Origin of the sequence: Maribacter sp. MAR_2009_72 (assembly GCF_007827235.1) — a bacterium.
Classification (GTDB): domain Bacteria; phylum Bacteroidota; class Bacteroidia; order Flavobacteriales; family Flavobacteriaceae; genus Maribacter; species Maribacter sedimenticola.
Genome location: NZ_VISB01000001.1, coordinates 1342369 through 1365080 on the forward strand (window position 1 = coordinate 1342369; position 22712 = coordinate 1365080).

The 22712-nt window shown below is 39.9% G+C and carries 12 protein-coding genes; 8 read left to right on the forward strand and 4 right to left on the reverse strand.

The genetic code is table 11. The features are described from left to right. Positions 1 to 9: 9 nt before the first annotated feature. The 4 genes from JM81_RS05615 to JM81_RS05630 all read right to left on the reverse strand — a co-directional run bounded on the left by JM81_RS05615 (position 10) and on the right by JM81_RS05630 (position 8794). The gene (locus JM81_RS05615; protein ID WP_144801258.1) at positions 10 to 1341 is read right to left on the reverse strand and encodes a Gfo/Idh/MocA family oxidoreductase; all 1332 of its coding nucleotides are present in this window, start codon (positions 1339 to 1341) and stop codon (positions 10 to 12) included. A 223-nt stretch (positions 1342 to 1564) separates the two neighbouring features. Next, on the reverse strand, positions 1565 to 2386 hold the full coding sequence (locus JM81_RS05620) for a DUF1080 domain-containing protein (protein WP_144801260.1): 822 nt from the start codon (positions 2384 to 2386) through the stop codon (positions 1565 to 1567). A 336-nt stretch (positions 2387 to 2722) separates the two neighbouring features. Continuing rightward, complete coding sequence (locus tag JM81_RS05625; RefSeq protein ID WP_186435537.1) at positions 2723 to 5566, reverse strand: alpha-L-rhamnosidase; 2844 nt, start codon at positions 5564 to 5566, stop codon at positions 2723 to 2725. A gap of 579 nt (positions 5567 to 6145) precedes the next feature. Further along, positions 6146 to 8794, reverse strand: a complete 2649-nt coding sequence (locus JM81_RS05630; RefSeq protein WP_144801264.1) for a hypothetical protein — start codon at positions 8792 to 8794, stop codon at positions 6146 to 6148. A gap of 515 nt (positions 8795 to 9309) precedes the next feature. Here JM81_RS05630 and JM81_RS05635 point away from each other — a divergent pair. From JM81_RS05635 to JM81_RS05670, 8 genes are all read left to right on the forward strand, one after another. Continuing rightward, positions 9310 to 10917, forward strand: coding sequence for an arylsulfatase (locus JM81_RS05635; RefSeq protein WP_186435538.1), 1608 nt, complete (start codon positions 9310 to 9312; stop codon positions 10915 to 10917). Positions 10918 to 10969: 52 nt separating this feature from the next. After that, positions 10970 to 12403, forward strand: coding sequence for a sulfatase (locus tag JM81_RS05640; protein WP_144801268.1), 1434 nt, complete (start codon positions 10970 to 10972; stop codon positions 12401 to 12403). Next, complete coding sequence (locus JM81_RS05645; protein ID WP_144801269.1) at positions 12390 to 15677, forward strand: glycosyl hydrolase; 3288 nt, start codon at positions 12390 to 12392, stop codon at positions 15675 to 15677. The genes JM81_RS05640 and JM81_RS05645 overlap by 14 nt, the downstream gene beginning before the upstream one ends. An 86-nt stretch (positions 15678 to 15763) precedes the next feature. Beyond that, positions 15764 to 17521 carry a family 78 glycoside hydrolase catalytic domain gene (locus JM81_RS05650; protein WP_144801271.1) on the forward strand — a complete coding sequence of 586 codons (1758 nt, stop codon included), beginning with the start codon at positions 15764 to 15766 and terminating at the stop codon, positions 17519 to 17521. Between the two features lie 87 nt (positions 17522 to 17608). Next, the gene (locus JM81_RS05655; RefSeq protein WP_222430295.1) at positions 17609 to 17809 is read left to right on the forward strand and encodes a hypothetical protein; all 201 of its coding nucleotides are present in this window, start codon (positions 17609 to 17611) and stop codon (positions 17807 to 17809) included. Positions 17810 to 17925: 116 nt separating this feature from the next. Then, positions 17926 to 19476: a sulfatase gene (locus JM81_RS05660; protein ID WP_144801273.1), complete on the forward strand. Its 1551-nt coding sequence runs from the start codon at positions 17926 to 17928 to the stop codon at positions 19474 to 19476. A gap of 31 nt (positions 19477 to 19507) precedes the next feature. Then, complete coding sequence (locus tag JM81_RS05665; RefSeq protein WP_144801275.1) at positions 19508 to 21607, forward strand: hypothetical protein; 2100 nt, start codon at positions 19508 to 19510, stop codon at positions 21605 to 21607. Positions 21608 to 21624: 17 nt separating this feature from the next. Next, positions 21625 to 22704 (forward strand): PKD domain-containing protein, encoded by a 1080-nt coding sequence (locus JM81_RS05670; protein WP_222430296.1) that lies wholly within the window; start codon positions 21625 to 21627, stop codon positions 22702 to 22704. Positions 22705 to 22712: the final 8 nt, after the last annotated feature.

Sequence of the window (22712 nt, forward strand, 5' to 3'; positions counted from 1 at the left end):
TTTCATAAATTAACTAACAACATATTCGCTTTCGTTAATAATTACTATGGCTTCATTTTTTCTAAGGGCTTCAGCAATTTTGAAAACAGGTAATTCACATCGATATGCTTCTGCAGCATCACAATTAAGAGATTCATTGCCCATGATTGCCTCAGTAAAGTTTAACATATGAGCCGTAAATGCGTTATACTTTTCTTTCACATTAATTTTATAAGTTATCTGGGGTGCTGTCTCATCAACATAGGTGCGGTTCAATTTTTCTTGGTCCGCCATATTTTTCAATGTGTTATTGGATACCAGACTATCCCATAATTGTTGGTCAGCAGAATCTTCTTTGTAAAGGGCTACTTTATTACTATTTAAACTTAATACAACTGCTCCTTTATCACCTATAATTCTTTCCGTTACACCTAAAGCACTAGAGTTTGCAATTACTTCGTAAAATGCCCGGGCTGGTCCTTGCGGTGTTTTATAGTCAAATATTACAAATACATTATCTTCATGATCTGTATATGAAAGCGGATAATAGTCGCGTGAACCGGCAATCATAATTCGATGTGGGTTTGCTTTAAAAAACCAACTGTAAATATCAATTTGATGGGCACCCAGGTCTGCAATGATACCGTTGCTTACACTTTTAAAACATCGCCAATTTGCATATTCGTCATAAGAGCCGTAACCATACTTAGCCAATTTGGTATCATCGATTTCTTGTTTCTTCCATGCCCTTCTACTATATCTTGAATTGTTCCATTGCCCAACGGCGTTGGTCAACCTTCCAAATAGGTTACTATCATGAGCCATTTTAAAGGCTTCAAGATAATTTGTAGTGGACCTTCTTTGATGTCCAATTTGTAGTTTCATACCCGTCTCATTCATTACCCTGACCATTTCCTTAGCTTCCTCCTGATTAAAGGCCATGGTTTTTTCACAATAGACATGAACTCCTTTTTTCATACAATGTATAGATTGACGGGCATGCCACATATCTGGTGTATTTATGATTACCGCATCCAATTTTTCCTTATCGATCATTTCCTCATAGTCCTCATATACTTGGATATCGTGTTTCTCACCCATGACTTCCTTGGCTTTTGCCCTATTGACTGGGTTTATATCACATACCGCCTTGAACTTAATATGTGTTAGAGGGGCACATATACTATAGGCATGACCTCCCTTACCGCCGAAACCAATGATTCCGAAATTTAAATTATTTAAAGATGAGTTTGTTAGTGGGTTATAAGCAAAAATACTTGGCGCTCCAAAAGCCAAACCTAAACCCGCAGTACTAGTTTTTTTAATGAAATTTCTTCTGGTATCTTTCTTGTTTGTACTCATATGTAAAATTTATTTATTTGCCATAACTCTAGGCAATTGGTATTAAACTTTATTCAAATTTCTGAATGCGATGATGGTCGGCCTTATTATTACTCAACTATTCGTTAATTAGTCAACCACCGCTTGTATATAATTTGGAATTTCTTTGATCTGTCTGATTTTTATTTTACTAATACTTTTTTATGTTTGATTATTTCGGAATTCATTCTTAATCTACAAAAGGTCAATCACTACTATTTTCCGGAAGCTCTTTGATGCGAATCTTGCGATAGAGCAACTCTGCAAATTCAGCTTGAAGACCGATATGCCCATTTTCTAAAGGACTGACTGCTCCATCTTTGGCTATTTGTACGAAATCAAAAATCTCGAGAACAACTTCACCATTTAAAATGAAGGTGGCTTTTTCTGATCCATATACACGTATTTCCATTTTATTCCATTTTCCTCTTGGTTTTTCGGTACCTAGCCTCGTTTTACGATGTAGACCTTCAGCGGGAATTTCATTAGAATCATACCAGCCATTAGTATGAGGTGTTTTCACTCGAAGATGATTACCAAGTACCCATAAATCTCCGGTATGGAAACGAAGGTCTTCCGTTTTGTTGGCAAGAGATTCACCAATTTGCATTTCGAGAGACCAAGGCCATATCTTTTTGAGGTCACCATGGACATGAAAAAGAAGTCCTGCATCACGATCCCAGTCGGTGCGCGGGTCAAATCTTTTCTCGAGCCACTTGTATTCCAGCTTGAGAACATAATGGCTAAACTCAAATTCTGTAATAAGACAATCGGTTTGTTGTATCGAACCTTCTTTTTCTCCTGCATAAACATGGATTGCCTTTTCCTTTTTATTGACCGAAAAGTTTCCCCAATCGTCCTCACCTGAACTTTTTGCAGCAATCCATCCTTCAAGGGTTTTCCCATCGAATAACGGCTTAAATTTTTGTGCATTTGTTTGTGTACATATTAAAAAAAATACAACAAATGCCACGAATGTATTTAAGGCTGGCTTTAACATTGATGGGCTAAAATTTAATTCTGACATTTTGCTTTAATTGTTATCATAATTTTGCTTTAATACAGTTTAAGGCTTGGAATCTTCGGCCATACCATAAAAATCAAAAGTTTCGAGTATCATGTTGAAAACAACCATATCGCTCCTATTCTTTTTAAATCTACTTACTATCAATCCAATAAAATTTCAAACTTTACGTTTGTACTATTTATGCAATACCTTTTAAAAAGCCCCGTTTTCAGCCACAATTTTAAACAGACTCGATATAACAGTATATCATTCCGTTTCAAACTTCTGACAAATCCATCCTATAAAGGCCCATGAACAACTATTTCCCTTGCAAGAGATTCCTGATTATTTCAAACACTATATTTTGGACTCAAAAAAGTAACTTCCAGACCCTATTTCGTATACCTTGTATCCGTCTTTCTCTTCAATAAATTTTATAGTTTCCAAGTCGATGCCTTCTCCACTTTCTGTGACCGAAGAATCTCCTACGGAGGGCACATAAATGATTGCATTGGTATTTACTGGCACTTCAACCTTCATAGAAAAAGAAGTCCCCTCTATTGACCATGAAGAAACGATTTTACCGTTTATGGACCCATATTCCCCTTTAACATGGGATAAGGAACGATTTCCCAAATCGGGCTTTATGATGATATTATTGAAACCGGCACCTTTGGTTTCGATACCGGCCATTTGAGCAAAAAGAAACTGGGAAAACGCTCCAAAGGCATAGTGGTTAAAAGAATTCATTTCAGCGTTCATCTCTCCATTAAAACCAGCTTCCGGCGTGTAGCTGTTCCAGCGTTCCCAAATGGTCGTGGCCCCGTTCTTGACCTGAAAACCCCAACTTGGATAATCCTTTTTCAACAAAATCTGATACGCTAAATCTCCACGTCCCACAGTTGATAACGCGGGCAACAATTGACGAATGCCCAAAATACCGGACGAGGGCAGGTTGTCGTTTTCTGCAAGAAGATCTACTAAGTGTTTTTTAGCTTTAACTTTTAGCGTATCGGGCAGTATATCAAAATAAATTGCAGTTGCATAGGCCGATTGGGTATGGCCCGTAAACCCTTTTTCACCTTCGAAATAACCTTTCCCATCACCATAGGCATCTTCACTTATGGTAAACTTTCCTTCAACGTCTATATAATGATCAATAAAAGCCGATACGGATTTGTCATACACTTGTTTGTAGTATGCTGCCTTCTCATTCTTGCCGATCGCAGTACTCATCTCGGCCATTATTTTTAATGCATATTGATAATACATCGAGGCCATGATGTCATGCGCCAGATTTTTATCGGTCATGGATAACCAATCTCCAAATCCTCCTTTAGGATTTACTTCTGTCCAAGAATCCTCTGGATAGAAGTAATCCGTTTCACCACTTTTTTCGATATGGTAATCCATAAACTGGGTCATAGACGCATAATGATCTTCAACAATTTTAGTGTCGTTATAAAATTTAAAGGTATTGTACGGTACCATTACACCTGCTTCCATCCATCCAGGGGAATACCAGACCAATTCTGGATAAGGTCTGGGTGCAAAGGTGGAATACGCTCCAAAATCGTACTGTGCATCGCGCACATCTGCAAACCACTTGGCATTGAATGCCCCAAGGGTTGCATTGTAAAGGGCCGATTTTGAAAATATCTGTACGTCACCTAACCAACCTAAACGTTCGTCCCGCTGTGGACTATCTGTAGGGACTTCCATAAAGTTGGAGCGCTGCGTCCATATCACATTCTCAAACATACGGTTCAATGTTTCGTCTGAAGAATTAAATTCACTGACCATGGGAATGGATGAACCAAAAGCAATTCCTGTAATGGTATTTTTATCAGGCTTACTCTTTAATCCAGTGACCTCGACATACTGAAATCCATGATAGGTAAATTTAGGTTCCCATTCTTCCGTCCCCTCCCCTTTTAGGATATAGGTATCCGTTGCCCTTGCAAAACGGAGATTTTCCGTCATCAAGGTTCCATCATCGTGAAGCCGTTCACCATAACGGATTACAATGCTATCGTTTTTAGTTCCAGAAACCTTTAATTTGGCATGCCCGGCAAAATTCTGTCCCAAATTAAAAACATAGACGCCTTCATTTGGCTCTGTAATTTCTATGGGCTCCATTTGGTCATACACTTGGATGCTATTTCCTGGATAAGCTTCCAATGCAGCTTCGGTACCTTCATGTATATATACATTGGCCCAACTTTGGTCATCATAACCGACAGTGTCCCATCCATCAAATTCCAAATTGGCGTTGTACCCGGTCCCCATCAAAAGATCTGCATAACGCAAAGGGCCTTCACTTGCTTTCCAACTTTCATCCGAAACGATTGTTTCTTTTTTCCCATCTTCATATTCGACTTCCAATTGACAGAATAATGCTGGATGCAGACCATACAGTTCACGGTTTCTAGGATTGGACAATACTTTGGGACCAACGTACCCTGCATACCAGCCATCACCTAAAATGGCGCCCATTGCATTGGTACCTTGGACTAAATCTTCACTGATATTATAGGTCTTATAATAGATTCGTTTATCATAATCTGACCATCCGGGGGCCAGTAGGTCATTGCCAATTTTTTCACCATTAATGGACATCTCAAAAACCCCTAAGGAAGTTACATAAAGCGTAGCCTTTTTGACCTCTCCTTCTACCGAAAATGATTTTCGCAAATAAGGTGGAGCAGGTAGGTGAAGTGAGTCTTTTGGGTCATTGTCCTTGGTTTTGAACCCAATCCATTTGGCCTTCCAATCTTCCTTGTTCAACAGCCCCATTGTCCAAAAACCTACCTCACTCCAATCGGATACGGAATCATCTTCATCCCAAACCCTAATTTTAAAATAACAACTTTGACCCGATTGCAATGGGCTTCCGGCGTATGGAATATGAGTATTTTGGCTGGAAATTGTTTTATCTGAATCCCACAAAAGACTGCCTTCTTCGTCCAAGCCTTCTTTTGAATCAGCCACCATTATTTGATATGCCGATTGCTTTTTGTTCCGACCCTCGGAAGACATTACCCAACTAATTCTAGGCCCCAAATCATCGATTCCTAAAGGATTTTTAAAGTAGTTAATCGAAACACTTTCAATTTTAATACTATCCTTTTCATTGAGGATATCCGTACAAGAGTATAATAATGATAAAGTAACAAGAGAAAGAACAATTATATTCTTCATATAAATTTTAATTTGATTTTTCTTTATTTGGCTTGTGTGGGGTCTAAAGCATTTCTTAGAATAAATCATAATCTGAGAAACATAAATAAATCTTTAAAAAAATGATAAACTTTATACCCATCCGTAAACACTTAGAGATTCTTTTATTTTTGGAATCTACTATATGCTACAAGGATAACAGTAAATGTAAAAAATTGTATCCTGTACTTCCCTGTTTTCATTAATTTGAACAAATATTCTTAGGTAGTAACAATAAATGAGATTAACCCTCAAATTACAATAGTAAACACAAAGGATTAATTAAATCTGACAGAAAAAGAAACTTTTATAGGTTACAAAATCTTAGCTTAATAAGTTGAAATGCTAACGGAAGGTCTACTTGCCAGAAATTTATGGATTTACCAAAACTCAGTAGGGTATAATGTTATAGATATCCAATTAACTACATGTGAAGAATAATATTGTTATCCTCGCCTAAAAAAACTAGTATTACTAGTTATAAAATATTTCTTTATACAATAACAATAGTTCAAAGGATTTATCAACAAAATCAAAGTAATAGTTTTAACATTTATTTTATTAGTTCTTATTGCTGATAATAAAATATGGGCTGGCATTATGTTCATTAAAAATACCTGGGTATAGGTGTACGAGCCCATCGTTTTCAATTGTTGTGAAATAGACAAGAAGGTCATAATCTCCACTAAACTCCTTTTTTGGTATCTGGGCAACATAATTTTGTCCGTCCCATTCCATTTTCAATTGCTTAAATGAACCCAGAGTCATATCAGCTAATCTGTAATGGACTATTGGATGTTGCTCAGAGAGGTATTTCCTTGAGGATTTCAACGTCAGGTTTAGGTCTTCTTTTCCCAACCCTGTATTTTTGGGAACAACAGCTTCCAGATTAGCCTTAACTGAATCCTCCGAAAACTTGAATTTATCCCAATGACTCAACTTCTCTCCATAGGCTTGGTCACCAAGAATTCCTTCCAAATCAATAATATCCTTTTCAATTTCGACAAGTCTATCATGCCATGTCCCATTGTCATGCAAGAATTTCGGGTTTTGATTATACAGAGTTTCTGTCAAGGCCAAAATGGTTTTCCACTTCTTTAAGACTATGTGCATTCGATTAAGACTTGAAACTAAATACCCTTTATTGTGTGTTTTTTCAAAGAAAACATAATCTGTTGCGGCCCTTGTTTTATTGGAGTGATACGCTGCCAAGGCAGCGGTAATTTTCAAATCCACTTCATTAGCCATATATTCCTTTTTAAAAGATTGTGGTATATCCGCTTTTTTTACCGCTTCCAAGTTATCTAAGATGTCATTGGCCAAGTATTCATAGAACGCTGACAATTGCACTATTCCAATCTTGGATTGAACATTTTTTTCCAAAACGTCAGTCACATATGTCTCTATGCCATAAAAAAGTCCTGGGTCCCCTGGCTCTGCAGATTGGTAAGTTCTTTCTCGGTGAAAGGGGTTTGCATTGTTCTTACTAAAAAGTGCTCCGCCACTTTCCATTTCTGCCCAATTGTAGTTCGCAGGGTGTACGGTCAGATGTGACGAAGTAATTAATGGCAATACCTTTCCCGCAGAACTGTAGGCATTCAGTATGTTGTTGAAAGCGGCTCCATAATGCTCTCTGAATACCCTTTCCCACACCTGCCGATCTGTTTCGAATGAATACCCTAATCTTCCAAACAAAAGGTAATAGGCCCAATAGCGTTGATCTTCCCATTCGTAATAAGTTAAAGCTTTATTTTTAATTAAATCCCATGTATTCTGTTTTCTAGCCATAGGCGGGGTGACCTGAAAACCCCTACTATCCCCAAAATTGGTCGATTGTGAAAATCTTTTGACATAGTCAGGGTCTGCCCAAGTGAAAATTCTGGTAGTACCTATGCCCCAAAGTCTATAAATAAAATCATAAATACGAGAATGGTTAAGAAAATCCGCATAACCGTACCGCTGACGTTTGTCAATATTGTTCAGCATTGACAATTCTGCTTGGCGCATTTGTGTTGGATGGAAAGGTAGGCCGACACCTTCCCATGAGTATTTGCTGGTTACGTTCAAATCCATTCCTGTTTCGAAAACCCAATCCCGCATTTTTGGGGTAAGTCCTTTGGCCCTTAAATCCAAAGTGAGCTTCCCTTGTCTTTCTTTGTAAATATCTCCGATTCCCATAATAATCTTTTTCCAAAAAAGTTCCGCCGTTTCCCCAAAGCCACCAACACCAGATTCATAGTTTACCCTTAATTGAATTCCATCTATCTCGGGAGCTTTTCTTAAAAGCTTTCGCATACCATCTGCACAGTATTGGGTATAGGCATCTGAATTCTCAGGTAGGCCAACAACTAATTCCTCACTCCTTCCATGCCCCCACATTCCAAAAATAAATTTAATACCGTGCAAATGGCATAGCTCCCCAATACGCCTCAATTGATTAAGATAGTCCTTTGGGGAATTATCTAGGTTTTTTCTGGGTCGCACACCTTCAAAACCCTCCACATCAACTAGGTAGGGGTAAACGGGTATCATAAAATCTTCATTCTTACCTTCATTATAACCAGTAATCAGAGTAAACCTATTAAAGCGATTAATCGCTAATTGACTTATATAATACTTCCAATAGGCTTCAGAGAAGAACCAAGAATCGTCATTTTCATCGGTCAAAAACTTATCCACACCCCGAACGGAGTTTTTTGGGAATTCAATGTTGTCTTGAATCCTTTTTAATACTTCAACCCCTTCATACTTTATTTGATCGGCGACTTCGGTCAGAGCATACATTAAACCTTTTTCATCTGTTCCACCAATAATAAGCGCTTTATGATCATCTATCTCGCGCCAAAGGTAAAAGACCCCTTCCGGTCGACCTCCCCTCAAAAGAGGTTCATCTGATACAAGGCTGTATAAAGCCCTATTTTGCAAAGTACCCAAAATAAGATAGACAGGCTCTTTGATTTGCGTCCAATGGTTTATTTGGTTAATGGTAGATCCAGAGTTCTGAATAGCATCAAATAACGCTCTTTTTCCTACTGCTATAGCATGTTCGGCATCATTTGAAATGCCCGTTCGATCTACAATTGTAACTTCATTGGTTTTAAGGTTGGATTGGTCAACAGAATTTTGGGCTGATAATGAAAATGTCAAAGCAAGCAACAAATAAACTTTTAGGAATACAACAGTTTTAAGTTTTGAGATGAATTGTTTCATTTCCTGATTAAATTCTGATTTTAATATTATCATGGCTTATGGTGCATATATATCAAAGATTCATTGAAGGGTTGGTCCTTGCCTTGGGACATAAGGCCCAATCACTACCAAAGAACAGATTTTAGAAGTATTTTGTGACTTAAAACTCATTATTAAATTATCAAAAGAAATAGGCGAAAATGAATTAAAATATTATTCATGTAGCCTCTAGTTGGGTATTGAATTAAAATAAGACACCTATTGGGGCTATCTTTTTGAAAATTAGCTAAAGGACGATTTGACCCATTACGACGATATTGGACCCGGCCCTAACTTTAGAGTTTACTTACCCTAATTCCTCTGGTCCAATTTAAGTTTCATGCTGTTTAAATGTATCCTGTACTACCATGTACGCTAATTTTAGTTAAAACTTTAGAAAACCAGTATTGTACAGGATGAATAAAATTGGATTTTTTCTTTTTTTACCAACATAATTAGGCCCAACAGTGCTGTTGACCACTAAATCTGAGATGAAAATGTACAAGAAAAGTAAAACCCTTCTTTTATTGCTATCGATACTACTTTGTTGGACCTCCGTAGGTCAAGAATCCACAAGGCCCAACATCATACTAATCGTAGCAGATGATTTGGGTTACAGTGACCTTGGCTGTTACGGCAGTGAAATAAAAACATCTCATCTTGATAATTTGGCCGCAAATGGAGTACGGCTGGCCAACATGAACAATGCCGGCATGTGTGTTATTTCGAGAAGTTCAATGCTAACAGGAAAATGGTGGCCCGAAACGGGTTATGGCATTAAAAAGGGAGAAAATTTAGCCGAAATGCTAAAAAAAAGGAATTATCACACGGGAATCATTGGCAAATGGCATTTGGGTGGAAATCCAATGGAGAAGGGTTTTGATTATTTTTTTGGTTTTCTTGGAGGATATTCAAGCTATTTTGAGGGAAGCTCAGATTATAGATTGAACCATGAGCCTTTTAGCGATTTTGAGGAGAATTTTTACAGTACAGATGCATTTTCAGAGCATGCGGCCAGCTTTATAAAGCAGAGTTCTAAACTAAAGGACAAACCTTTTTTCCTTTATCTGAGTTATCAGTCACCGCATAATCCCCTTCAGGCTCCAAAAGGAGAAATAATGAAGTACAGGGGACAGTATCTTCAGGGTTGGGAGAACATCCGTGAGGCACGAATCAGAAAACAAAATCATTTGGGCATTGTTGAAAAGCAAGTTCTACTTCCAGCTTACCCAAAAAACCTACCGCTATGGAAAACATTGTCCCCTGACCAAAAAGACTTGGAGGATCTTAGAATGTCCGTGTTTGCCGCCATGGTGGAACATATGGATTCAGGTATCGGAAAAGTCATCACTGCCCTGAAAGAAACTGATGATTTTGACAATACATTAATACTATTTTTAAGCGATAATGGCACAGACTCTTTCTCAGTCATGGATGACGAAATGCTCAAAAGAAACCTTTTGCCAGGCGATGTCGGTTCCAATTACCAGCCTGGTACAGGATGGGCATACGCAAGTGTATCCCCAAACCGTCTCTATAAAATCAGCCAGCACAATGGAGGTATAAAAACCGGTGCCATTGCCTTTTGGCCCAAAGGCATTTTAAAGACCAACAGGACCAATCAACAACCTCTTCATGTAGTCGATATAGCCCCTACCCTCCTTGAATTAGCAACGCAAGAAGAACCAAAAAGTGATAAGGATAACAAGGATTTTTCCGGTCAATCTTTTGTTAAAATCTTAGAAAACAAGTCTTGGCAAAGAAATGAACCTATGTTCTTTCAATTTATGGATAACCGCGCCATACGGACCAACAACTGGGGGCTGGTAGAAGTTGATGGGAATGGATGGGAGTTATATGATTTAAAAAAAGACCCCTTGGAAACCCATGACCTTGCCAGTAAAAATCCAGACATGGTCAACAAATTGGAGAAAAAGTGGATGTCTTGGTGGAAATTAGCAAGCAACAACGATGATTATAGGCCATATAGTACATATGAAAGTCCACATTACAAACCACAAGGAGATCGAGGTTCTGGCGAACCTTATGTGCCATCTGCCATGCCCAGCTCTTTAAAGCAAAAATATCCAATCAATAAAAATTAACTGTTAGCTGTGCAGATTTAATCAAAAACCTTCCGAAAAAATAGAGATAAACATGCCCGAAAAACTCAACTTTAGAAACCTTTGTTACGCAGCAATTGCACTGTGCACATTCCTATTATCATTTTCGTGCAAGAAGGGTCCTAATCCCACAAAAAATCAAAAACCAAATATAATATTCCTTCTTACTGATGATCAACGTTGGGATGCTTTGGGAGCAAGTGGAAACCCCATCATCCAAACCCCGAAAATAGACGCTTTGGCCCGAGATGGAGTACATATGGAAAATGCTTATGTCACCACCTCTATTTGCGCTGTAAGCAGAGCAAGTATTTTGAGCGGCCAATACTCTTTGATGCATGGCATACAAGATTTTAACACCAGTTTTTCGCAAGAAGCCTTAAATCAGACTTATCCGTCGTTGTTGAAACAAAATGGATACAAGATTGGGTTTATTGGCAAGTACGGTGTAGGAAATCCTAAAGACCAGCCAAAAGAGTCCTTTGATTTTTGGGCAGTTGAAGAGAAACATCAACCCAACTATGAAAACAAAGACGAAAAAGGAATTTATCTGCACCACACCCAAATGGTCGCAAATCATATAAACAGTTTTTTAAATTCAACAAAGGGTGAAGAACCGTTTTGTTTGTCGGTAAGCTTTAAGGCGCCACATGCTGAGGATGGGGACCCAAGACAGTTTATTCCAGACCCGAAATTTGATAGTCTATATAATGACATAACAATAAAAAAACCGGAAACGGCCCAAAGCACGTATTGGGAATCTTTTCCAGATTTTTTTCGAACTGAAAAAAACATTGCCCGAACACGTTGGAAATTAAGATTTGAAACCGAAGAAAAGTATCAAGAAAGTGTAAAAAACTATTATCGCTTAATCAGTGGGGTTGATCAGGTGGTTGGAGATTTGAGGGCGAAACTTGAGCAAATGGGAATTGCAGATAATACAATTGTGATTTTCACAAGCGACAATGGCATGTATTTGGGCGAGCATGGACTTGCCGGAAAATGGTATGGTCATCAGGAATCAATCCGAATCCCCATGATTTTTTATGATCCAAGAAACAACATGGATATTCTTAGGAGGCACAATAAAGATATTGTGCTCAATATTGACATTGCACCAACTATTCTTGGTTTTGCTGGCGTTCAGGTCCCTAAGCAAATGCAAGGTCTAGACCTTACCATTGATAATTTTAATTCGTCTGAAAGAAGTACTTTTTTTTATGAACACAGTGTTTTTCAGAGCCCTGAACTGCCCAATGTTGAAGGCGTTGTCAGCAAGGGTTTTTCGTATATGAATTTTATCGAACATAACTATGAGACCTTGTATGATTTAAAACTTGATCCGTTCGAGACAAAAAATCTGATTGAGGATCAAAACTACAAAACCATTTTAACAGAACAGCGTAGAATTTATAATAGATTAAAAGACGAGGCCAAACAAACAACCCTTGATTATGAAAGAAAATAGAAGCAAATATCAATTAGCATTACCAATACTTTATGTACTGTTACTGTTATTCACTTCATGCGAATTTAAAAACGAACAACCGTCTTTAAATTTCACACAGCTTCAAGAAAATTTTTCACAGCCAACGGATGACAACACCCTATGGTGCTATTGGTATTGGATAGGTGACGATATTTCAAAAGAAGGCATCACAAAAGACTTGGAAGCTATGAAAAAAGCGGGTATTGGGGCCGCATTGATTGGAAATATCAATCCAGATGAAGAGGACGGTAAAGTGCCCATGTTGAGTGAGGATTGGTGGGGACATATGGTCCATGCCGTAAACGAGGGCAAACGTCTTGGTGTGGACATAGGTGCATTTAACTGTCCAGGGTGGAGCCAATCAGGCGGGCCGTGGGTAAAACCCGAAATGGCCATGCGCTACATGACCTTTTCTGAAGCCAAAGTGAAAGGAGGTCAAGAAGTGAAGGTAAAGCTGGCCAAACCCACCTCAGAGTTCCAAGACACTTATGTACTTGCATTCCCTTCAATTGCATCCGAGGTGAAAACGCTTTCCAACAGTAATGCAAAAATTAATGTTACTCCAGTTATCAAAAATGTAGATAAACTCATAGACAGGGATACCACAACAGTGGCCGGATTCTTAAAATCGGTTGAAAACTATCAAGTTGATATTATTGCCAACGAAGCTTTTATGGCAAGAAGTCTTCGACTTATCCCCTCAACTGATGAGTTTAAGGCCAAGTGCGAGGTATATGCAAATAAGGACGGGACATATACCAAAATCAAGTCTTTTGATATAGACCGAAGCAAATTGAGTCCCAATGTTGGGCCAGATAGATATGCTCCAATATTGGTTGCGCTGCCCGAAACTCAAGCCAAGGAATTTCGAATAAAATTTAAGGCCGAGGGCAACGTATTCCAATCCAATACCTATCCCAACGCCAAAATAGAAGCTTGGAACCTATCCGAAATAGTGTTCTCGAAGGCTGTAGGACTTGAGGACTATACTGAGAAAAGTTTAGGCAAAATGCATCCAACACCATTGCCATCATGGGATAGTTATTTGTGGGAACAGCAAGAAGCCATAGATAAAAGCTCCCTAAAAATAGCCAAAGACCAAGTAATCAATGTCACTGATAAAATGGAGGCCGATGGAACACTTTCTTGGAAAGCACCTGAAGGGGAATGGACCATTCAACGCTTTGGAATGACACCTACCGGAACCAAGAATGCTCCTTCTGCACCACAAGGGAAAGGTTATGAAATTGATAAAATGAGCGAAGAACTTGTGCGCTTTCATTTTGAACAATTCATAGGCAAGTTCATTGACAAGATTCCAGAAGAAAACATAAGTGCCTTTAAATATGTCATTGCAGATAGTTATGAAATGGGCTCACAGAACTGGACCGATAATTTCGAGGTAACCTTTGAGAGCACCTACGGTTATAATCCACTTTCTTTTTTACCGGTTTACTCAGGCAAAATCGTTCAAAGCCTTGAGGCCTCTGAACGTTTTCTTTGGGATGTAAGACGGCTGGTTGCTGATAAAGTAGCCTATGAATATGTTGGAGGGTTAAGAAAGATAAGCGAAGAAAACAACTTAAAACTATGGCTTGAAAACTACGGTCATTGGGGCTTTCCTTCAGAATTTTTAATGTACGGTGGGCAATCCAGCTTGGTTTCTGGAGAGTTTTGGAATGAGGGGACATTAGGAAATATTGAGTGCAAAGCGGCGTCTTCCGCTGCCCATATTTACGGAAAGCCAATGGTATCGGCCGAAGCTTTTACAGCTGCGCATAGAAGCTATGTAAGACATCCGGCGTTATTGAAGAAAAGGGGGGATTGGTCCTATACCGAAGGGATCAATCATTTTGTATTGCATCTTTACATACATCAACCCGATGATACAAGGATTCCCGGCGTAAATGCTTGGTTCAGCACAGAATTCAACAGGCACAATACTTGGTTCGAAAAATCTAAGGCCTATTTTGATTACTTGCGCAGATGCCAGCATATGCTACAACAAGGTAATTATGTTGCAGATATCTGTTACTTCATTGGAGAGAATACCCCTTTGATGACAGGCCCCACAAACCCGGAAATCCCTAAAGGATATTCCCATGATTTTATCAATGCCGAAGTCATTTTAAATGATATGAAAGTGGAAAAAGGAGACTTGGTATTGTCAAACGGTATGCGATATAAAATGATGGTTTTGCCCTCACTAAACACCATGCGGCCCGAACTGCTCGAAAAAATAGAATCACTTATTCGCAAAGGAGGCAAAGTCTACGGCAGTCATCCAGAAAAATCACCAAGCCTACAGAATTATCCAGAATCGGATAATAAGGTTGAAAATTTGGCGCAGAAAATTTGGCAAGATGCCACAAGCAAAATACAAACGTATGGCGATGGCACCGTTTTGCAGAACATGGCTTTGGATTCTGCCCTGACCCATCTAAAAATTGCTAAAGATGTAGATTTAAATGCGGATATACCTGTGCTATGGACACATAGAAACCTACCTGGAATGGATATTTACTTTTTGACCAATCAGGGTGATGAAAAACTGGAATTTGCGCCTTCTTTTAGGGTTAAAGGATTAAAACCACAGTTGTGGGATGCCATGACGGGTACAATAAAGCATCTAAGTGAATACACTCAAACAGAAAACCATATCAAAATGCCATTGATCATGCAGCCTGGACAAAGTTGGTTTGTTGTTTTCACCAATAAAGAAAACAACGCTGTAGCCGATGCTTACCGAACCAACTTTCCCAAAAACAAAGTTGTTAAGGAGCTCAATACCAATTGGGAACTAAATTTTTCAGATAAAACCATTGGACCAGAAGAAACAATTGAATTGGATAACCTTATGGATTGGACCCAAAGCGAAAATCCTAAAGTAAAATACTACTCGGGCACCGCTACCTATTCTACTACTTTTGAGATAAATAAGGAAGAAAAAACCGAATATCTATTGGATTTAGGTCAGCTTGGTGTTATGGCTTCAGTAAAACTTAATGGAACTGAAATAGGCACCTCTTGGATGCCTCCACATGTCTTAAAACTTGGCGATGTACTCCAAGAAGGAGAAAATCAACTAGAATTTGAAGTTGTAAATGTCTGGCGCAATAAGTTGACCGGTGATGTCCAACTGCCCGACCAGGAAAAAAGTACATGGGTCACAGATGATTGGATTACTGAAGAAGAAGCTTTAATACCTTCTGGCCTCATGGGACCAGTGACCATAAAAAGTCTGGTAGAGTAGAAAAGTCACATCCAAATTTTAATCACAGCATAGGACAGGATGGATTAATTCTGTTCCCCTTGTATTTTTAAGGCAAATAAAATTATATGAAACATAGCATTCTATTCTTAATCACTGTTCTTGCATATACCTTAGGTTTGAACGCTCAACTTCCACCATCATTCGGAAAAGATGTGTCTGAAAGAGCGCGACCTTCAGAAATGACCAAGGTATATCTAACCCCTTCAAAAGTAATCTGGAAGTCTGACAATACCGGTCAATTACTCATCAACCCAGAGCAGCTTTTAAAAAAGGGAAATGGTCAACTTGCTGTAAACGAGAATAATCTCTTTCAACTCAAGAGTACCCATGAGAACAAGCCTGGAATCCTTTTGGATTATGGAAAAGAGATACATGGCGGTGTTAAAATAGCCATGGGCATCAAAAAGGATAAATCACCCGTAAAATTGCGTTTGCGTTTTGGTGAATCTGTTGGGGAAGCCATGTCTGAAATTGGCGGGGAAACCAACGCCACCAACGAACATTCCATGCGTGATTTTGTAGTTGAAGTACCGTGGTTGGGCACTATAGAGGTTGGTGAAACAGGGTTTCGCTTTCTGCGAATTGATGTGGTCGAGGCCAATCAGGAAGTTCCCCTTAAATCTGTGGAAGCCGCTTTTGTTTACCGTGATATTCCCTATTTGGGATCCTTCAAAAGTAGCGATGAAAGACTCAATGAGATATGGCTCACCGGTGCTTACACTGTCCAATTGAACATGCAAGACTATCTTTGGGACGGCATCAAAAGGGACCGTCTGGTTTGGGTCGGTGATATGCATCCAGAAGTAATGACCATAAATACCGTTTTTGGCAATCATGATATCGTCCACAAAAGTTTGGACCTAGCCAGAGACCAACATCCGTTGCCTCAATGGATGAACGGTATAAGCTCATACTCCATGTGGTGGCTATTGATCCATAAAAACATATATGACTATCACGGTGATCTTGAATATCTAAAGGAGCAAAAAAGTTATATGATTGCACTTTTGGACCAACTTGCAACCTTTATAGACAAGGACAATAAGGAAACCCTTGATGGGGTCCGGTTCATGGATTGGCCTACCAGTGAAATTCCAGAGGCAGTTCACGCAGGGCTTCAGGCTATGATGGCAATGACCTTTGAGACTGGAAGCGAAATCATGGATATTTACGGAAAACCAGAACTAAAGAAAAAGTATGGCAAAGTAGCCGAAAGACTTCGTAAGCACAAACCTAGGGACAACACTACCAAACAAGCTGCCGCCTTGATGGCATTAGCCGATTTAGAAGATGCCCAAAAAATCAATACCACCATTTTAAAGAAAGATGGTGTAGAGCGAATGTCAACGTTTTACGGCTACTACATTTTAGAAGCCATGGCCAAAGCCGGGGATTATGATGGAGCCCTTAATGTAATTCGCGAGTATTGGGGCGGTATGCTCGATTTAGGGGCCACAACCTTTTGGGAAGATTTTAATATCCTCGATACCAAAAACACAGGACGTATTGATGAGCTGAGCCCTCCCAACAAATTCGATATTCATGGTGACTTTGGCGAGTATTGCTATGTGGGCTTCAGGCACAGCCTGTGTCATGGTTGGGCGAGCGGACCAACAGCGTGGCTCAGTCAATATGTACTAGGAATCAACGTAATGGATGCTGGTGAAAAGATTGAAATCAAACCCAATCTTGGAAATTTAAAATGGGCCAAAGGAAGTTTCCCAACAAAATATGGCTTGTTACAAGTAAGCCATACGAGAAATACCGATGGTTCTGTAAAAACTGAATATGACGCGCCTGAAGGATTAACCATAATCCAATAGAACATAGAATTCCCAATGAAGAAATTAAAGCTAAATTTTATTAGAACATGCAATTCACTAGTCATTCTCATCCTAGTAAGCCACACGATGATCGCAAAGACCATTATCTTGACCAGCGATCAACAATTGACCGATTTAACCGATCCCGACAAAAAAATAGACATGTCCACGGGTTATACAAAACGGGATGCTAGTCTTAGGGATGTCTGCGAAGAGGCGAAACGAAATGGCGACCACATCTTGACTATTGCTTTTGATGAATTCTTCAGACAATATCGAAAAAGGTAGAAATATTAAACATAAGGTTGTCGATAGCTCAATTCAATTTCAGCTGGATGGGAAATCCAATGGCAACTGGCTCAGCTTATACTAAAAAATATTAAAATTAAAATAATCAATCCGATATGATACGATCTTTGAAAATATTCTTGATTGGGACTCTAGTATTATCAATGGCCCATGTTCTGAACGCCCAAAGCAGCGAACCCATGAACATAGTTTTTATTTTGGCCGATGATCTGGGTTGGAGCGACACCTCACTATATCGCACTACGGACTTTTATCAAACCCCCAACCTGGAACGACTGGCCGCTCGTGGAATGACCTTTACCAGAGCATATTCTGCCAGTCCACTCTGCTCACCAACACGGGCCAGCATATTAACAGGGCAAACCGTGGCAAGACATGGTTTTACAGCACCGGAAGGCCATTTACCCGAAGTAAAACTTTCAGCAACGCAATCAGATAAAGCACCTTCCAAGGAGAAGGCCATCATTACTCAATCGGCCACTAGATTGAATACGACCTACCCCACTTTGGGCAAGTTATTTAAAAAAGAAGGATACAGTACCGCACATTTTGGAAAGTGGCACTTGGGCCCTCCTCCCTACAGCCCATTGGAACATGGTTTTGATGTGGATATTCCCCACTGGCCAGGGCCAGGGCCTGCGGGAAGCTTTGTGGCCCCGTGGAAATATCCCGATTTCAAGGAAAAATACCCCCAAGAGCACATAGAGGACCGTATGGCCGATGAGGCTGTTGTTTGGTTGAGAAAACAAGACAAAAACGTTCCTTTTTTTATGAACTATTGGCAATTCTCTGTACATGCACCTTTTGATGCAAAAGAAAGTCTCATCAAACATTACCGAACCAAGGTCGATTTCAACAATCCGCAGCACTCCCCCACGTATGGAGCCATGGTGCACTCGCTGGACGATGCAGTGGGAACCTTGCTCGATGAAATAGATCGCATGGGTGCCGCAGACAATACCATCATTATCTTTTTCAGTGATAATGGAGGTAATATGTACGACGGCATCGTTGAAACACTACCCGATGGGGAAAAATTCTTGACAGAACCGACTAGCAACAGGCCGCTCAGGGGAGGCAAGGCCACTATGTTTGAAGGCGGAATTAGAGTGCCCTGCGTTGTGGTTTGGCCTGGAGTAACTTCACCAGGGTCGGTCTCCAGCGATATCATACAAGCTACGGATTTCTATCCCACCTTGCTTGAGCAAATGAACATTCAAAAACCGCAGAATCACAAAATTGATGGTGTCAACATACAAAAAGCTTTGATAGGTGGTACTTTGGAGCGCAATCCCATCATCACGTATTTTCCGCATCAACCGCCCGTTCCCGATTGGTTACCCGCCTCAGTGTCGGCCCATGAAGGGGATTGGAAATTGATTCGCCTGTTTCATCAGGGTGAAAACGGAAAGCACGACTACCGCTTGTACAACCTAAAATGGGATATTGGTGAAACACACGATATGTCTGCGGTATATCCCGAAAAAGTTGCGAAATTGGATGCATATATCGAAGAGCATCTAAAAGATGCAAATGCAGTCATACCAAGAATCAATCCAGATTTTGACCCAAAAGTATACCACCCAGAAGTAATTGGTATTCAGCCTAATGGTCCAAGAAACAAAACCAAAATAGAAATCGACTGACATAAGTGATTACTTCAAACAAATTTTAAATATGAAACAGATTATTTTTCCTAAAATCGTCATGATTCTGTTTTTACTGGGTTCTGTGATGGTAACCGTAGGTCAGAACAAGCCAAATAATAAACGCACTAGTTACTCCGGGGAGACGTTCTCGATGGAAAACGAATATATTAAACTGAACTTTTATAAAAGGGTTCTAGGATGGGGATGGGGCGAAGTGATTACACCTTCAGGTAAAATGATGGCCGTATTGGAACATTTTGGGGAAATAAAGCTACAAGACCAAGACATTCCCGTTCGTTTTGTTGCTGAAGCCTATTACAAAAAAAAGACCAAAAATGGTGAAGAGGTGGTTTTTAATGTTGCTTCGGTGGTTGTAAAGGAAGTGCTTGAAGGCACTTCTTTTGAAAATTGGATGGCGTACCCTTACACAGAACCTGCCATAAAGGGAACCGTGACTTTTACAATTGAAAATGATTCTCGGTTCGTAAAATTAAAATATCGATTAAAATCCACAGGAAATTATAATGCCCAATATATTCGAGGACCATGGCTCAAAATCGGTGAAACTTCGTTTGAGACCCAAAAAACAGATGCCTTGCTGCCTGGTGTCGATTGGGCCATAGAAAAGGAATGGACCAGTGGCACGGATTTCTTCAAGGATCCTTGGGCCAAGCGATTTGTACCGCATCCCAACAAAGTATCCGTTCCAATAATGGCGATAAGTTATAAGGGCACAGGTGTGGGACTTTCATGGAACCCCAAACAAACCGCTTCAAGATGGTTCAATTATCGTGCCCATGGACCACAGCCTGTTTTTGCCTCACCAAATTTCATAGACCGAAAGAACAATCATCTTATGGGGCTTATGGTGCCCGATGCTTCAATCGAAGGACATGAAAATGAAGTGGTCGCCGAGATACCTTTGGAGCTTAAAATTGACCAAACCATAAACTTTGACTCAGAATTATGGCTAAGCGAGGGCAATAGCGTAGCCGTTTTAACCGACTGGGTAAAACAACATGGCCTTCCAGAACCCTCTGAGCCGCGTTGGCACCATAAAGAAACCCTGGATCGAATTGCGGCGGCATACAACACCAATTTCTGGCATGAAGGCAAAGGTTTTGGGTTGGTTCAACGACCTGAAAAATCTATCAAACCCAATGTGCCTGGCTTTTTATTTCGTTATATCGAGGAGAACAAGAGGAGTAAAACTGCTAGGGAGCTACAGACCAAGGTAGATTGGAGCCTTTCACAAATGGGCGATGGCTCAAAAACTCAAAATGAACTCATTAAAAAAGGAAATAGGCTATTGACCGAACAAAAGTCCGATGGTTCCTTTGTTTTCAATCCAGATGATATCGACAAAGATGATTTTAAGGTGGCAACCACATTTATAGAACCTATGGGTCTCAGAGGTGAGACCGCCTTGGATATTACCATAAGACCAGCCACACGCTTGTTAGAAATAGGAATAAAAACAAAAGACCAACGCTTTTTAGACGCTGCCCAAAGGGCCTTCGACTTTTGCATGGACTATCAAAGACCCGAAGCAGGCGATTTCTGGGAAACTCCTTTACACGCAGCAAACCTTTTGGCCGCAGGACATGCAGCCGTGGGAAATTACCTTGCCTACAAAGAATTCAAAGATGAAAAATACAAGGAAAAGGCCATCTATTGGATGCGTACGTTGCTCGCCTTTACCCATTTATGGGAACCCGACAATCTATCTATGATGTATGACACAAAACCTGTGCTAAGCTCAAGCGATTGGTATTTTGCCAATTGGGTACGTGACCATGTACAGTGGGAAGTACTGGCAGTATTTGCCGATGTGGCCCAAAACAACCTTAAATGGGATGAAATAGACCCTGACATTGACTGGCTGCGGTACCAAGAAGGGATTACCAACGCAGCGATTCGGTGGATGGCTACAGTGACTATCGATAGAAATTGGTTGTCCCATAATTTGCCAGAAACACAAGATCGGTACTTCAGAGGAGAGTACGATTATGCATTTCCAGATACACATAATAGTGTAAGTGGCAACTACGGCGGAATGATGATCATGCCCTCTTCTATTGCCGAAAACATTTACTACTTATTGGATAGAAAAGCGGAGAAAAAATGAGGACGGAGTTCAAAAAAATGAGATTCAAAATTTTATGCGGGCTATTGCTGTTATTCTTGATGCCCATTTTTGCAGTTTCCCCTCCAGATCCCGGAAAGGAATATCACATTTTTCAGTTTCCAAAGAACCAAATCCCCCGAATTGACGGTGAGTTTTCAGACTGGGATATGGTACCGGAATCTTATACCATAGGTCTGGACCAGCTTATGGACACCCGCTTTGGCAATGGGATAAATCTAGACCCAAAGGATTTTGATATCTCCATAAAGTTAGGTTGGGTTAAAGGACTGAATAGGTTGTACTTCTATTTGGAAATGTATGATGATTATTGGGATTTTAACGACCGGGCACTCGGCCAGGATATTTTTGAGTTGGTAGTGGATGGAAACTTATCCGCAGGCCCGTTCATCAAACAGCATAATGGCAACAAAGACAAAATTTCCGTAGAAGAACTGCATTTTAAAGGTCATGGTGCCCATGCTCAAAACTACCATATTTTCACTCCAGTCCAAGATAAGGATGCTGTCATGATATGGGGAAATACACCTTGGATAAAAGAGTTTCCACATTTTAATGTGGCCTATGATTATGCTTTCGAGCATTCGGAAAGTGGAGAATTAAAAATGGAGTTTTGGATGACTCCGTTTGACCATGCGGCCGTTGAAGGCTTTCAAGAATCTACTGTAACCCAGTTGAAAGAAAACAATCATATTGGACTTTCTTGGTGCTTCCTTGATTTTGATGGTGAGGCTTGTGAATCATTCATGAACTTGGCACATGAAACCAAAATGATTCATGACGCTACGTACCTCAATATTTTTCGGTTGATGCCCCTAGAAATAAAGTTTACAAAACCCATGGAAGCCAATTGGGACTTTGTTGAACTGGACCGTGACCAACGGTGGTTTCAATTTAAGGATGAATCCAAAGGAAACATTACAAGCTGGCACTGGGATTTTGGTGATGGAAATTCGTCAAACGATCAACATCCCTCGCACAGGTACAACGAGGCCGGCGAATGGACCGTAATATTAACGGTAGAAGGTCCAGAAGGTAAATCGATACGTTCCAAAGTTTGGGATGTTGTAACAAAATAAACTATATA

Coding starts and splice junctions, on each gene's coding strand:
- JM81_RS05620 (WP_144801260.1), bottom strand. CDS start 2,386: ATGTCAGAATTAAATTTTAGCCCATCAATGTTAAAGCCAGCCTTAAAT.
- JM81_RS05640 (WP_144801268.1), top strand. CDS start 10,970: ATGCCCGAAAAACTCAACTTTAGAAACCTTTGTTACGCAGCAATTGCA.
- JM81_RS05625 (WP_186435537.1), bottom strand. CDS start 5,566: ATGAAGAATATAATTGTTCTTTCTCTTGTTACTTTATCATTATTATAC.
- JM81_RS05645 (WP_144801269.1), top strand. CDS start 12,390: ATGAAAGAAAATAGAAGCAAATATCAATTAGCATTACCAATACTTTAT.
- JM81_RS05655 (WP_222430295.1), top strand. CDS start 17,609: ATGATCGCAAAGACCATTATCTTGACCAGCGATCAACAATTGACCGAT.
- JM81_RS05660 (WP_144801273.1), top strand. CDS start 17,926: ATGATACGATCTTTGAAAATATTCTTGATTGGGACTCTAGTATTATCA.
- JM81_RS05665 (WP_144801275.1), top strand. CDS start 19,508: ATGAAACAGATTATTTTTCCTAAAATCGTCATGATTCTGTTTTTACTG.
- JM81_RS05635 (WP_186435538.1), top strand. CDS start 9,310: ATGTACAAGAAAAGTAAAACCCTTCTTTTATTGCTATCGATACTACTT.
- JM81_RS05670 (WP_222430296.1), top strand. CDS start 21,625: ATGAGATTCAAAATTTTATGCGGGCTATTGCTGTTATTCTTGATGCCC.
- JM81_RS05630 (WP_144801264.1), bottom strand. CDS start 8,794: ATGAAACAATTCATCTCAAAACTTAAAACTGTTGTATTCCTAAAAGTT.
- JM81_RS05615 (WP_144801258.1), bottom strand. CDS start 1,341: ATGAGTACAAACAAGAAAGATACCAGAAGAAATTTCATTAAAAAAACT.
- JM81_RS05650 (WP_144801271.1), top strand. CDS start 15,764: ATGAAACATAGCATTCTATTCTTAATCACTGTTCTTGCATATACCTTA.